The sequence below is a fragment of the Azovibrio restrictus DSM 23866 genome (assembly GCF_000429665.1).
Taxonomy (GTDB): domain Bacteria; phylum Pseudomonadota; class Gammaproteobacteria; order Burkholderiales; family Rhodocyclaceae; genus Azovibrio; species Azovibrio restrictus.
Genome location: NZ_AUCH01000003.1, coordinates 236,171 through 249,142, shown reverse-complemented (window position 1 = coordinate 249,142; position 12,972 = coordinate 236,171). Strand labels below are relative to the sequence as shown.

The window sequence follows — 12,972 nt, the reverse complement described above, 5'->3', positions numbered from 1 at the left end:
TGGTTTCTCAGCTGACCTTGAAGCCGGCGACCGAACCCTTCAGTTCGGAAGCCAGGGCGGTAAGTTCATCCACAGCCTCGGCGGTGCGGGTGGTACCGGCGGTGGTCTGTTCGGTAATGCGCAGAATGTCCTGCATCAGTTCGGCCACCTGGGTGGCGGACTGGGCCTGTTTCTGGGTGGCGGCCGAGATGTTCTCGATCAGGGCAGCCAGATCCCGGGACACCTGGCCGATTTCGGACAGGGCCTGGCCGGCGGCGTCGGAGCGCTTGGCCCCTTCCACCACGCCCTGGGTGGATTGTTCCATGGCGGACACGGCGTCCTGGGTGTCGGTCTGAATGGTCTTGACCAGGGCCGAGATCTGCTTGGTGGCTTCGGCGGAGCGTTCGGCCAGGCGCTGCACTTCTTCCGCAACCACGGTGAAGCCGCGCCCGGCTTCACCGGCGGAGGCCGCCTGGATGGCGGCGTTCAGGGCCAGCACGTTGGTCTGTTCGGTAATGTCGGAAATCAGTTCCACGATTTCGCCGATCTCCTGAGAGGATTCACCCAGACGCTTGATGCGCTTGGAGGTTTCCTGGATCTGCTCGCGAATTTCGTTCATGCCGCGGATGGAGTCCTGCACGGCGGTGGCGCCCTTTTCGGCGGCGTCCAGGGAGGCTCGGGCCACCTGGGCGGACTGGTTGGCGTGGCCGGACACGGCGTTCATGGAGTGGGCCATCTGCAGGGCCGACTCGCCGGCGGTGCCGATCTCGGAGCCCTGCTTCTCGGCGGCTTCCAGCAGTTCGGCGGAAGTCTGGCGGGCGATTTCCGTGGCCTGGGTCACCCGGTTCGCCGCGTCGTTGATGCGGCCCACCAGCACCCGCAGTTCTTCAATGGTGTAGTTGATGGAGTCGGCGATGGCGCCGGTGATGTCTTCCGACACGGTGGCGGTCACGGTCAGGTCACCGTCGGCCAGGTCGCCCAGTTCGTTCATCAGGCGCAGGATGGCCTCCTGGTTCTGACGGTTGGTGGATTCGGACGCCTGACGCTGGCGCTCGGATTCCTCGGCCCGGCGGCGGGTGTCATCCAGGTAGATCTTGGCCAGCCAGCCCAGGGTTACCACGGCCAGGGCGGTGAGCACCAGGACGCTGACGATGAACAGGCCCCGGGAGGAGAGCTCCCGCTGATAGGCGGCCGCCAGGGCGTCGGTTTCGGTCAGCAGGGCGTCGCTTTCCTTGAAGATGCGGGCGCCGGACTGCTTGGCCAGCACCAGGGGCTGCATGTTCCCCAGGATGCCGCCGATGGCCTCCCGGTATTCGCCGAACACGGCTTCCAGCTGACCCAGCTTTTCCCGGGTTTCGGGCATGTTGGCATTGCTCTCCAGCAGGCTGGCGAGGATGTCCCGGAAGGCGTTGGTGTCCTTGCCCAGCAGGAAGGCCACTTCCGGGTTGATGGATTCGCCGCCCAAGAGGGCGCTGGCGTTCTTGGCAATCCGTTGGGTCAGCATCACCAGCTGGTTGGCGGCGGCGATTTCCTTGGCGCTGCTGCCGCCCTGGAGCTTGAGGGCGGCGACCTGTTCGGCCAGGTCAAGCAGCTCGGGGTTGCGGCCGTCGATGGAGGCCACGTTCTTGCCCAGACCCACCAGGTTCTTTTCCTGGGCGATCAGGGTGTTGGCATCCTTTTCCATGGTGGCCCAGTGCTTGGCCAGGGATTCCAGTTCGGCGCGCACGTTGTCCGGGGAGGGGGGCACGGCCACTTCGTTGATCTGGCCGCCGGCAGTCAGCTGCTGCAGCAGGCGGGAGAAGGTATCCCGGGATTCCTTCAGCTGGTTGAAGGCCGTGGGGTTGCCTTGCAGGGCCAGGGAGGAGGCCTTGGCCATGCGCTGGGAGAGCATGCGCATCTCACCGGCGGCGGACACGTAGGCGGTGCCGTGGGTGGACTGGCGGTTGTCCTGGAACACCAGGGTCCCGATGATGATCAACAGCAGGATCAGGGCGCCGCCCAGCATCTGCATCTGCTGGATGACCGGCTTGCTGCCCTGGGCACCACCCTTGCCCGCCACCTTGCCGGCCTTGGCTGCGGGGCGGACAGGAACCGGCGGGTGATCCGGCGAGATGGTCATGTCGTTGTCGGGGCTGGGTTTCTTTTTCCCGAAGGACAGTTTGGGCAGGTTCAGCTTGAAGGCCATGTTGATCTCCGCGGTCAGGCCACGATATTCATGAATTGGGGATCGGAAAGCAGGGCTTTCAGATCCAGGCGATGCCACTCGCGCCCATCGGGGTCCACGAGGGTGGCGGCATTCCAGGCGGGGGCCTGGGCCGGTGGGGTGCCGGCTTCAAAGTCGGCGGGGTTTTTCAGGCCCAGGAGGCGGGTCACCAGCAGGGCCACGTTGTTGCCATGCTTGGCCCCCACCAGCAGCAGCCGGGCCGCCGGGTTGTGCAGGGAGGTGGGTTCCTCGCCCAGGAAGGCGGGAAAATCGGTCACCGCGTGCAGATTGCCCCGGATGTTGGCCAGGCCGGCGAAGGCCTTGTGGGTCAGGGGAACCGGGGTCAGGCTGGGCAGGGGAACGATTTCGCCGGACTCGGACAGGTCCAGGAGCCAGAAGCGCTGGCCGGCCTGTACCCCGAGCAGGGACGAGGCACTCTCACCCTGGGCCACGCCGGAGAGGCGGCGGGACAGGTGCTCCTGGAACTCGCGCAGGCTGATGCGTCTGGCCATGGGGGCCGCCGATCAGGGAAGAACAGCGATCTTTTGCAGCAACTCTTCCGGGTTCACCGGTTTGACCAGGTAGTCCATGGCGCCCTGGCGCAGGCCCCAGATCTTGTCGGTTTCCTGACCCTTGGAGGTGCACACGATGACGGGAATGCTCTTGGTGGCTTCATCCCGGGTCAGGGTGCGGGTGGCCTGGTAGCCGTTGAGGCCGGGCATCACCACGTCCATGATCACCAGGTCGGGCAGTTCAGCCTTGGCCTTGGCGATGCCTTCCTCACCGTTTTCGGCGGTGATGACCTGGTAACCGTTCTTGGTGAGCAGGTCGGTGACAAAAAAACGTTCCGTGGGGGAATCATCGACCACGAGAATTTTCTGAACTGGCATTTGCAGCTTCTCCCTAGCTAAAACGGATTATTGGACACCCTGGGGGGCGAAACTCGCCACCGTCTGCAGCAGGCTGTCCTTTGTGAACGGTTTGGTCAGATACTGGTCCGAGCCGACCATGCGGCCCCGGGCCCGGTCGAACAGGCCGTCCTTGGAGGACAGCATGATCACCGGCGTACTGCGGAAACGGGCATTTTTCTTGATCAGGGCGCAGGTCTGGTAGCCGTCTAGGCGCGGCATCATGATGTCGCAGAAGATGATGTCCGGCTGGTGGTCGGCGATCTTGGCCAGGGCGTCGAAGCCATCTTCGGCCAGGACCACCTGGCAGCCGGCCTGGACCAGGAAGATTTCCGCGCTGCGGCGTATGGTGTTGCTGTCGTCAATCACCATGACTTTCGTGCCGCGCAGGTTTGCGATGTCCGTCAATTCTTTCCCCTCGACCCCAGGTTGTGCCGTTCTTGTAGTGCCCGGGTTATTTTCAGACGTGAAACGAAGTGTAAGCCGTAACGGTGCAGGTGCCTATTCATAACTGGACCATTTCGAAATCTTCCTTGCGCGCCCCGCATTCGGGGCAGGTCCAGTTCATGGGCACATCCTCCCAGGGGGTGCCTGGGGGAATGCCGTCCGCCGGGATGCCGACCGCCTCATCATAGACCCAGCCGCAGGCCAGACAGACCCAGGTCCGGCAACTCCGTGTAGTGGAATCCTGCAGCTCTGTCATGGTGATGGGGCGCTTTCGGGTAAAATCCCTGCCAATCTTACCCAATCGTCCTTTGCTCCGCCACACTTCCGCCGCATTCGCCGGGCGTGATGGCCGGTAAATCCATGATCGCTACTCCCCCCGTGCCTCCTCTGGTCCTGGTCTTCGCTGCCAGCGACCCCTCCTGCGGTGCCGGCATCCAGGCCGACATCCTCACCTTGGCCAGCCTGGGCTGCCATCCCCTGGCGGTGGTCACCGCCCTGACCGTGCAGGACACGGTGGGGGTGGAAAGCGTGCACCCGGTGGATTCGGAGACCGTGGAACGCCAGGCCCGGGCCCTGCTGGAGGACATGCCGGTGGCGGCGTTCAAGGTGGGGGTGCTGGGCAGCGTGGAGAATGTGGTGGCGGTGGCCGAGATCGTTGCCGACTACCCGGACATTCCTCTGGTGCTGGACCCGGTCCTGGCCTCGGGGCGGGGCGACGAATTCGCCAACGAGGACCTGCGTGCTGCCATGCGCGAGCTGCTGCTGCCCCAGTGCACCCTGATCACCCCCAATACGGTGGAAGCCCGCCGCCTGGTGGAGGATGAGGCTGAGGAAGAGGGGCCCGAGGATGACCTGGCCCAGGTGGCGGCCCGTCTGCTCGCCCTGGGGTCCCAGTACGTGCTGCTCACCGGTGCCCACGAGCAGACAGCCCAGGTCAGCAATACCCTGTATGGGGAAAACGGTCTGCTGCGCCAGGATGACTGGGAGCGCCTGCCGGGCAGCTACCACGGCTCCGGTTGCACCCTGGCCTCGGCCATCGCCGCCTGCCTGGCCGGGGGCAGCGAGGTGGAGGAGGCGGTGCGGGAAGCCCAGGAATACACCTGGCAGACCCTGGCCCACGGGTTTCGCCCCGGCATGGGGCAGTTCATCCCGGATCGCCTGTTCTGGGCCCGGGGCGAGGCGGAGGCGGGCGAGGATGCCTGAGGTTCAGGCCCTGCCGCCCCTGAGGGGGCTCTATGCCATCACCCCCGACGGGCTGGCGGGTTCCGCCCTGATGCAGGCCGTGGAGGCGCTGCTCTCCGGGGGCTGCCGCTGGCTCCAGTACCGGGACAAGTGCTCCGGGCCGGAGCAGTTGCGCCGCCAGGCGGCAGACTTGAACGAGCTGTGCCGGGCCCATGGCGCCGCCCTGATCATCAATGACGACCTGGAGCTGGCCCTGGAAATCGGGGCGGCCGGGGTGCATCTGGGGCGGGAGGACGGGGCTCTGGCCGCCGCCCGCCGCCAGCTGGGGCCGGAGGCGGTACTGGGAGCCTCCTGTTACCAGGATTTCCAGCTGGCCCGCCAGGCCCAGGCGGCTGGAGCCAGCTATGTGGCCTTCGGCGCCGTCCATCCCTCAGCCACCAAGCCCCAGGCGGCCCGGGCCTCCCTGGAGCTGTTCCGCCAGGCCGCAGCCGGGCTGCCGCTGCCGGCTTGCGCCATCGGCGGCATCACCCTGGCGAATGCCGCCCCGGTGATCGCCGCCGGCGCCCGCCTGGTGGCGGTGATTGCCGACCTGTTCCAGGATCCCGGCGACCTGGCGGCCCTGCGCAGCCGGGCTGCCGCCTATCAACGACTTTTCGAGGACCTTCCATGACTTCCCGCAACCAGACTCTGTTCGAACGCGCCCAGCAACACATTCCCGGCGGGGTGAATTCCCCGGTGCGGGCCTTCCGTTCCGTGGGCGGGGTGCCCTGCTTCTTCGAGAAGGGCGCCGGGGCCCGGGTCTGGGATGCGGACGGCAAGGAGTACCTGGATTACGTGGGCTCCTGGGGCCCCCTGATCCTCGGCCACGCCCACCCGGACGTGCTGGCCGCCGTCCAGCAAGCCGCCGTCAAGGGCCTCTCCTTCGGCGCTCCCACCGAGGCAGAGCTGGATATCGCCGACCTGCTCTGCCAGCTGGTGCCGTCCATGGACATGGTGCGCCTGGTGTCCTCCGGTACCGAAGCGACCATGAGCGCCATCCGCCTGGCCCGGGGTTACACCGGCCGGGACATGCTGGTGAAGTTCGAGGGCTGCTACCACGGCCATAGCGACAGCCTGCTGGTGAAGGCCGGCTCCGGCCTGCTGACCTTCGGCAATCCTTCCTCGGGCGGCGTGCCGGCCGACCTGGCCCAGCACACCCTGGTGCTGCCCTATAATGACCCGGCTGCCCTGGCCGAGGCCTTTGCCCAGCACGGGGACAAGATCGCCACGGTGATCCTGGAGCCGGTGGTGGGCAACATGAACCTGATCGTACCCAGCGCCGAATTTCTCCAGGCCCTGCGTGAACTGACGGCGAAGCACGGCGCCGTGCTCATCTTCGACGAGGTGATGACGGGTTTCCGGGTCGGCCTGGGTTCCGCCCAGGGCCTGTTCGGCATCACCCCGGACCTGTCCACCTTCGGCAAGGTGGTGGGCGGCGGCATGCCCCTGGCGGCCTTCGGCGGCAAGCGGGAAATCATGGAGCAGATCGCGCCCCTGGGGCCCGTGTACCAGGCCGGCACCCTGTCCGGCAACCCGGTGGCCGTGGCCGCCGGTCTCGCTACCCTGAAGCTGATCCAGGCCCCGGGCTTCTACGAGAACCTGACGGCCCGTACCCACCAGCTCTGCGAGGGGCTGACGGCGGCGGCCCGAAAGCACGGGGTGAAGTTCTGCGCCCAGCACGTGGGCGGCATGTTCGGCCTCTATTTCGCCGAGACCTGCCCGGACAGCTTCGACGGGGTGATGGCCTGCGACAAGGAGGCCTTCAACCGCTTCTTCCATGCCATGCTGGCGGCCGGCCACTACTTTGCTCCTTCCGCCTTCGAGGCCGGCTTTGTCAGCGCCGCCCACACCGAGGCGGACATCGCCGCCACCGTGGCCGCCGCCGAGGCCTGGTTCGCGGCCCGGTGATGGCGGCCGTTCCCTCTTGCCCCACTTTCAAGGAGCCCCTATGGCCCATCAAGCCCTGAGTGAAACCGAACTGGATGAACTGGAAACCCTGCTGGATTCCGAAGCGCTGGCTGGCGAAGCCATGGGGCTGGATCAGCTGCAGGCCTTCCTCTGTGCCGTGAGCAGCGCGCCCCAGGCCGTGCCCCGGGAGCTGTGGCTGCCCGAGGCTCTGGGACAGGCGGAAGGCGAGGCCGGCGCCCGGGCCCGGGATCTGGCCCTGCGCCTGCAGGTGCAGATTGCCGATGACCTGGCCCAGGGCGAGGGGGTGGCGCCGCTCCTCTATCCCCTGGAGGAGGAGGGAGATGAGCTGGATTACGGCACCTGGGTGGATGCCTACCTGTTCGGCACCGGCCTGGGAGAGCAGCCCTGGCAGGAGGCCGCCGGGGAGCACTGGGAGGATCTGGCCGAGCTGATGGAAGTGTTCTTCCTGCTCAACGGCAGCTTGAAGGAAGACGTGCTGGCTGCGGGAGAGGCCTGGGTTTCGCCCCGGGAAGAGGCGCGCTGGGTCCAGGAAAGCCGGGAGGCCCTGCCGGAACTGGTGCAGTCGGTTTACGACTTCTGGGAAGCCCGGCGCAACATTCCCGCGCCGATCCGCCGGGAAGGCCCCAAGGTGGGCCGTAACGACCCCTGCCCCTGTGGCAGCGGTCGCAAGTACAAGCAGTGCTGCGGCAAGGAAACCCTGCACTGAAGTGAAAACCCCGGTGCAGGCACCGGGGGCGGGGAGGGGGGTAGCGGCGTCCCTGTATTCAGGCTGGGGCGGCCCCGCTGCGCTATGCCCGGGGTCCCGGGCCAGGGCGGGGTTTCTGCTCCTTAGCTGACCCGGAAGTAGGACACCAGGCGGCCCAGTTCCACCGCCAGCTGTTCCAGTTCCTGGGCTGCCGCCGCGTTGTTCTTCATGGTGGCGTTGGTTTCCTCGGACATGCTGGCGATGTGTTCCACATGGCGGGCAATGTCGTTGGCCGTGGTGGCCTGTTCCCGGGTGGCCAGGGCCACGTCCTTCACCTGGGTCAGGGATTGCAGCGCCTGGCTGTGGATGTTTTCCAGCATCTTGCGGGCGGCCTCGGCCAGTTCCATGCCCTTGTCCACCTGGGGCATGGTGGTGTCCATGGCGCTCACGGCCGACTGGGTTTCGTTCTGGATGGCGCTGATCATGGCGCTGATTTCCCCGGTGGCCTGGGTGGTGCGCTCGGCCAGCTTCCTCACCTCGTCGGCCACCACGGCAAAGCCGCGTCCCGCTTCCCCGGCCCGGGCCGCTTCGATGGCGGCGTTCAGGGCCAGCAGGTTGGTCTGGTCGGCAATTTCCCGGATCACGTTGGCGATGCCGCCGATTTCCATGGATTTCTGCATCAGGAGCTGGATCTGCTCGGAAGAGGCTGCCACGGTGCTGGAAATCTTGCCCATGGCGTCGCCGGCATCGCCCACCAGTTTTGCGCCTTGTTCCGCGTGCCGGGCGGTCTCTTCCGAATTGGTTTCGGTCTGGCCGGCGATTTCCGACACCTCGTTGATGCTCACCGTCATCTGCTCGATGGAGGCGGCGGTGGCGGAGGTGGACTGGGCCTGCTCGTGGGAGGCGGTGCTGGTCTCCGCCGCGGCGGTGGCGACGTGCTCGGCATTCTGGGAGAGGTGGGCCGCCATGCTGTTGATCTGGCGGAACATCTCCGCCAGCTTCTGCTGCATCTGGCCCATGGCGTGGAGCAGGCTGCCCTGGTTTTGCGGATCGGTCCGGACTTCCCGGGTCAGGTCGCCCTGGGCGATGGCGCGCACCACTTCCGCCGCGTAGGCGGGCTCGCCGCCCAGCTGGCCCAGGATGCTGCGGTTGATCATCAGGGAGATGCCCACCATGATCGCCAGGATCACCACGATCATGATGCCCAGCAACGTAGCCTGTTTCTGGAAGGCCTTGTCCACGTCATCCAGGTAGATGCCGGTGCCATAGATCCAGTCCCAGGGGGCGAAGTAGGCCACATAGGAAATCTTTGCCACCGGAGCGCTGGACCCGGGCAGGGGCCAGTAGTAATCCACGAATCCCCCCTTGGGGTCGGCTTCGATGGTCTTGCGGAACTCCTGGAACAGCAGCTTGCCGTTGGGGTCCTTGATATCCGTGGCATTGGTGCCTTCCCGTTCCGGTGCCGGCCCCATGACCTGGTACACCAGATTCTTGTTGAGGACGAAGAAGTACTCCTTGCCCTCGTAGCGGGTGGTGCGCAGCATTTCCTTGGCCAGGCGCTGGGCTTCTTCCTGGGTGATGCTGCCGGCCTGGACCTGCTTCTGCAGCCCTTCCAGCATGCCGCCGGTGGAAGCTACCAGGGACTGGGTCTTCTGGTAGCGGTCTTCGAGCATGGCCGTGCGCATGTCGAACAGGGAAACGCCCCCCAGGAGGATCAGGCCGATGAAGACGAAGCTGGAAAAGACCCAGAGGCGGGCATTGACGCTGTATTTGTCCAGTTGCATGGCTCTTCTCCCTGTGTCAGCTATTACTTTATATATAGCCTAATGATTATGTAGGTGTGAGGATAAAGCAATTCCCCCGTTAGGACTAAGGGGGTTCTTTCCCTTGCCGAGGGTCAGGCTGCGGCCCGCCGCAGGCGGTCCTGGACGGCGCTCCAGGCCGGGCTGGCCGGTGGTGCTTCCACCACGATCAGGCCCAGTTGCTGATGGTCCAGGTCCCGCAGGGCGCCGTAGAGGTCGTGGGCGTAGCCGGCCGGATCGGCGGGCAGCATGCGCCAGAGGTGGGGCATGCCGGCCTGGGCGGGCTGGTCGTAGGCGAGGACGCCGCAGCGGACGCCGGCGTGACGCTGCAGGGTGAGGAAATCCAGCAGCCGTTCAGGGGCCAGCAAGCGCACCGGGGTGACCGGGGCGTAATGGGATTCCAGGGAACCGGACACCCGGGGGGCGCCCTGGCTCTGGTGCATGGCGGGCAGGTCGCCCAGGACCTCTGCCAGCCGTTGCGGCCCGATGTGACCGGGACGGAGGATTTCCGGCCGGCCTCGGGAGAGGTCGATGATGGTCGATTCTATGCCCACCTGGCAGGGGCCGCCGTCCAGGATCAGGGGGACCCGCTCGCCCAGCTCCTCCTGCACATGGGCAGCGGTGGTGGGGCTGATGCGGCCAAAACGGTTGGCCGAGGGGGCGGCGATGCCGCCCGCGTGTCGTCCATGGCTGCCGGCGTCGGCAAAGGCCTTGAGCAGCTCCAGGGCCACCGGGTGGCCGGGCACCCGCAGGCCCACCGTGTCCTGGCCGCCGGTGACGGCGTCGGGCACCCAGGGCTGCTTGTTCAGGATCAGGGTCAGGGGGCCGGGCCAGAAGGCCTCGGCCAGGTCCCAGGCGGCTTGGGGAATGTCGGCGGCCCACTGGTCGAGCCAGTCGTCGCCGGGCAGGTGCACGATCAGGGGATGGTCGGCGGGGCGGCCCTTGGCGGCGAAGATTTTCGCCACCGCTGCCGGGTTGGCGGCATCCGCACCAAGGCCGTACACGGTCTCCGTGGGCAGGGCCACCAGCTCGCCGGCCTTGAGCAGGTCGACGGCCCGGGCCAGCAGGGCGGGGTCCAGGGACATGCTCAGTCGTTGATGCCGATGGCCTTGCGGGCGGCGAGGGCGGTGGCCAACACTGCGTCGAGCTGTTCGCCCACCACGGTGAAGTGGCCCATCTTGCGGCCCGGACGGGCGTGGTGCTTGCCGTACAGATGCAGCTTCAGGTTGGGGATGGCGTACAGCCGGGACCAGTCCGGCTCCCGGTAATGTCCGTTGGCATGGCCGCCCTCGTACCAGAGTTCACCGAGCAGGTTCACCATTACCGAGGCCGAGTGAGCCCGGGCTTCGCCCAGGGGCAGGCCGCACAGGGCGCGCACCTGCTGCTCGTACTGGCTGTTTACGCAGGCATCGATGGTGTAGTGGCCGCTGTTGTGGGGCCGGGGGGCCATTTCGTTCACATAGAGCCGGCCCTTGCTGACGAAGAACTCCACGGCCAGGGTGCCGATGTAGCCCAGCTTTTCGGCAATCCGTTCGGCGATTTCCTGGGCGTTGTCGGCCAGGCAGGCGGAGGCCCGTGCGGGCACGATGGAGACGTCGAGGATGCCCCGGGTGTGCTGGTTTTCGGCGGTGGGGAAACACTTCACCCGGCCGTTCTCGTCCCGGGCCAGGACCACGGAGACTTCGTAATCGAGGCTGAGCTTCTGCTCCAGGACGCAGTGTTCGCCCTTGAAGGCGCGGAAGGCAGCCAGGGCTTCCGCGCAGCTGTGCACCACCGCCTGGCCCTTGCCGTCGTAGCCGAAGCGGGCCACCTTGAGGATGCCGGGGAACAGGCCGGCATTGGCGGCTTCCAGGTCCGCTTCCGAGGTGACGGCGATGAAATCTCCGTGGGGCAGATCGTGGTCGCGCAGGAAGCTCTTTTCGGCGATGCGGTTCTGGCACACGGAGACCGCCTCGGCCGAGGGGCGCACCGGGATGAACTTGGCCAGATAGGCCAGGGTGGCGGCGGGCACGTTCTCGAACTCGGTGGTGACGGCGGCGCAGCGGGCGGCCAGTTCATCCAGGGCGGCGTAATCCTCGTAGGCGGCGCACAGGTGCCGGTCGGCAATCAGGCCGGCGGGGCTGTTCTTGTCCGGGTCCAGGACCCAGACCTGGTAGCCCATCTCGTGGGCAGCGGCGACGAAGAAGCGGCCCAATTGGCCGCCGCCGAGCATGCCTAGGGTGGCGGGGGGCAGGATCATGGTCACACTTCCGGCAGTTTCATGGCCAGGACCTTTTCGGTCTGGGCCTGGCGGAACTTCTGCAGCTTTACCGCCAGTTCCGGGTTGTCATTGGCCAGCATGGCCACCGCGAACAGGGCGGCATTGGCGGCGCCGGCTTCGCCGATGGCGAAGGTGGCGACGGGGATGCCCTTGGGCATCTGCACGATGGAGTGCAGGGAATCGACGCCGGAGAGGGCCTTGGACTGCACCGGCACGCCCAGCACCGGCACCGTGGTCTTGGCGGCCAGCATGCCGGGCAGATGGGCGGCGCCACCGGCCCCGGCGATGATGGCCTTGAGGCCCCGCTCGCCGGCCATGGCGGCGTAATCGAAGAGCAGGTCCGGGGTGCGATGGGCGGAAACCACCCGGGCCTCGAAGGGGACGCCGAAATCCTTGAGGATCACGGCGGCGGCCTGCATGGTGGGCCAGTCGGAGTCGGAGCCCATGACGACGCCGACCAGGGGGTGATGGGGGCTCACCGACCGGCCTCCTGCTGGGCGTTGCGTTCTGCGGCTTCGATGGTGTTGGCCAGCAGCATGGTGATGGTCATGGGGCCGACACCGCCGGGCACCGGGGTGATCTGGGCGGCCACTGCCTTGCAGCCCTCGAAATCCACGTCGCCGCAGAGCTTGCCGCCCTGGTCGGCGGGCAGGCGGTTGATGCCCACGTCGATGACCACGGCGCCGGGCTTGATCATGTCGGCGGTGACGAACCTGGGCTTGCCCACGGCGGCCACGACGATGTCGGCCCGGCGGGTGTGGAAGCTCAGGTCCTTGGTGCGGGAGTGGCAGACGGTGACGGTGGCGCCGGCATTGATCAGCAGCAGGGCCATGGGCTTGCCGACGATGTTGGAGCGGCCGATCACCACGGCTTCCTTGCCGCTCAGGTCCACGTTGCCCTTCTCGAACATCTTCATGACGCCGTAGGGGGTGCAGGGGATGAAGCGGGGATTGCCCTGGGCCAGGGCGCCCACGTTCTCGGCATGGAAGCCATCCACATCCTTGGCGGCGGCGATGGCTTCGAGCACGGCTTCCTCGTCGAAGTGTTTGGGCAGGGGCAATTGCACCAGGATGCCATGCACCTGGGGGTCGGCATTCAGTTCGGCGATCTTTTCCATGACCACGGACTGGGCCACGTCGGCGGGATAAACCAGCTTCTCGGAATGCATGCCCACGGCCTCGCAGGCATTGACCTTGTTGCGCACGTAGACCTGGGAAGCCGGGTCTTCGCCCACCAGGATCACCACCAGCCCGGGCTTGTGCCCCTTGGCCGTCAGGGCTGCCACCCGTTCCTTGAAGCTGGCGCGCAGTTCCTGGGCCAGGGCGTTGCCGTCGAGAATTTGAGCCGTCATCGTTGCATCCGCAAAAAAAGAAAACGGGAAAGGCGGTCCCTTTCCCTTTGAAGGGCAAGGATTTTATCAGATTCACGGCCCAGGCCGAAGGGGCCGGCGGCATAGATAGGAAGAAGCCGGAAAAGCGTCTGGCCGGGATAGAAAACTTGTATGGCAAAAGCACCGGGAGGGGCTGGATTCGCAGGAA

The 12,972-nt window shown here is 66.5% G+C and carries 14 protein-coding genes; 4 read left to right on the top strand and 10 right to left on the bottom strand.

Annotation, left to right across the window (positions count from 1 at the left end; all coding sequences use genetic code 11):
* Positions 1-7: 7 nt before the first annotated feature.
* The 5 genes from G474_RS0104860 to G474_RS0104840 form a co-directional block, all read right to left on the bottom strand.
* Entirely contained in the window at positions 8-2,164 is a 2,157-nt protein-coding gene (locus G474_RS0104860; RefSeq protein ID WP_026685998.1) for a methyl-accepting chemotaxis protein, read from the bottom strand.
* A gap of 14 nt (positions 2,165-2,178) precedes the next feature.
* Positions 2,179-2,694: a chemotaxis protein CheW gene (locus G474_RS0104855; RefSeq protein WP_026685997.1), complete on the bottom strand. Its 516-nt coding sequence runs from the start codon at positions 2,692-2,694 to the stop codon at positions 2,179-2,181.
* A 12-nt stretch (positions 2,695-2,706) separates the two neighbouring features.
* On the bottom strand, positions 2,707-3,072 hold the full coding sequence (locus tag G474_RS0104850; RefSeq protein WP_026685996.1) for a response regulator: 366 nt from the start codon (positions 3,070-3,072) through the stop codon (positions 2,707-2,709).
* Between the two features lie 27 nt (positions 3,073-3,099).
* Positions 3,100-3,462: a response regulator gene (locus G474_RS0104845; RefSeq protein WP_043463299.1), complete on the bottom strand. Its 363-nt coding sequence runs from the start codon at positions 3,460-3,462 to the stop codon at positions 3,100-3,102.
* 133 nt (positions 3,463-3,595) lie between these two features.
* A complete protein-coding gene (locus G474_RS0104840) occupies positions 3,596-3,793 on the bottom strand; it encodes a rubredoxin (RefSeq protein ID WP_051281885.1) in 198 nt (65 codons plus the stop codon).
* A gap of 104 nt (positions 3,794-3,897) precedes the next feature.
* Between G474_RS0104840 and thiD the strand changes: the two genes are divergently transcribed.
* Genes thiD through G474_RS0104820 form a run of 4 tightly spaced genes read left to right on the top strand, consistent with a single transcriptional unit; the run spans position 3,898 to position 7,393 of the window.
* Positions 3,898-4,740 (top strand): bifunctional hydroxymethylpyrimidine kinase/phosphomethylpyrimidine kinase, encoded by an 843-nt coding sequence (thiD, locus tag G474_RS0104835; protein ID WP_043463219.1) that lies wholly within the window; start codon positions 3,898-3,900, stop codon positions 4,738-4,740.
* Entirely contained in the window at positions 4,733-5,389 is a 657-nt protein-coding gene (gene thiE / locus G474_RS0104830; protein ID WP_043463217.1) for a thiamine phosphate synthase, read from the top strand. Before thiD ends, thiE begins: the two co-directional genes overlap by 8 nt.
* Positions 5,386-6,666: a glutamate-1-semialdehyde 2,1-aminomutase gene (gene hemL / locus G474_RS0104825; RefSeq protein WP_026685991.1), complete on the top strand. Its 1,281-nt coding sequence runs from the start codon at positions 5,386-5,388 to the stop codon at positions 6,664-6,666. The genes thiE and hemL overlap by 4 nt, the downstream gene beginning before the upstream one ends.
* 40 nt (positions 6,667-6,706) lie before the next feature.
* The gene (locus tag G474_RS0104820; RefSeq protein WP_026685990.1) at positions 6,707-7,393 is read left to right on the top strand and encodes a UPF0149 family protein; all 687 of its coding nucleotides are present in this window, start codon (positions 6,707-6,709) and stop codon (positions 7,391-7,393) included.
* Positions 7,394-7,515: 122 nt separating this feature from the next.
* Here the strand turns inward: G474_RS0104820 and G474_RS0104815 are convergent, their stop codons facing one another.
* From G474_RS0104815 to folD, 5 genes are all read right to left on the bottom strand, one after another.
* Complete coding sequence (locus G474_RS0104815) at positions 7,516-9,156, bottom strand: methyl-accepting chemotaxis protein (protein ID WP_026685989.1); 1,641 nt, start codon at positions 9,154-9,156, stop codon at positions 7,516-7,518.
* Between the two features lie 113 nt (positions 9,157-9,269).
* Positions 9,270-10,259: an L-threonylcarbamoyladenylate synthase gene (locus tag G474_RS0104810; RefSeq protein ID WP_051281859.1), complete on the bottom strand. Its 990-nt coding sequence runs from the start codon at positions 10,257-10,259 to the stop codon at positions 9,270-9,272.
* Between the two features lie 2 nt (positions 10,260-10,261).
* Positions 10,262-11,413 carry a 5-(carboxyamino)imidazole ribonucleotide synthase gene (locus G474_RS0104805; RefSeq protein ID WP_026685987.1) on the bottom strand — a complete coding sequence of 384 codons (1,152 nt, stop codon included), beginning with the start codon at positions 11,411-11,413 and terminating at the stop codon, positions 10,262-10,264.
* 2 nt (positions 11,414-11,415) lie between these two features.
* The gene (purE, locus tag G474_RS0104800) at positions 11,416-11,880 is read right to left on the bottom strand and encodes a 5-(carboxyamino)imidazole ribonucleotide mutase (protein WP_051281883.1); all 465 of its coding nucleotides are present in this window, start codon (positions 11,878-11,880) and stop codon (positions 11,416-11,418) included.
* A 29-nt stretch (positions 11,881-11,909) separates the two neighbouring features.
* Entirely contained in the window at positions 11,910-12,785 is an 876-nt protein-coding gene (gene folD / locus G474_RS0104795) for a bifunctional methylenetetrahydrofolate dehydrogenase/methenyltetrahydrofolate cyclohydrolase FolD (protein WP_026685985.1), read from the bottom strand.
* Between the last annotated feature and the right edge of the window lie 187 nt (positions 12,786-12,972).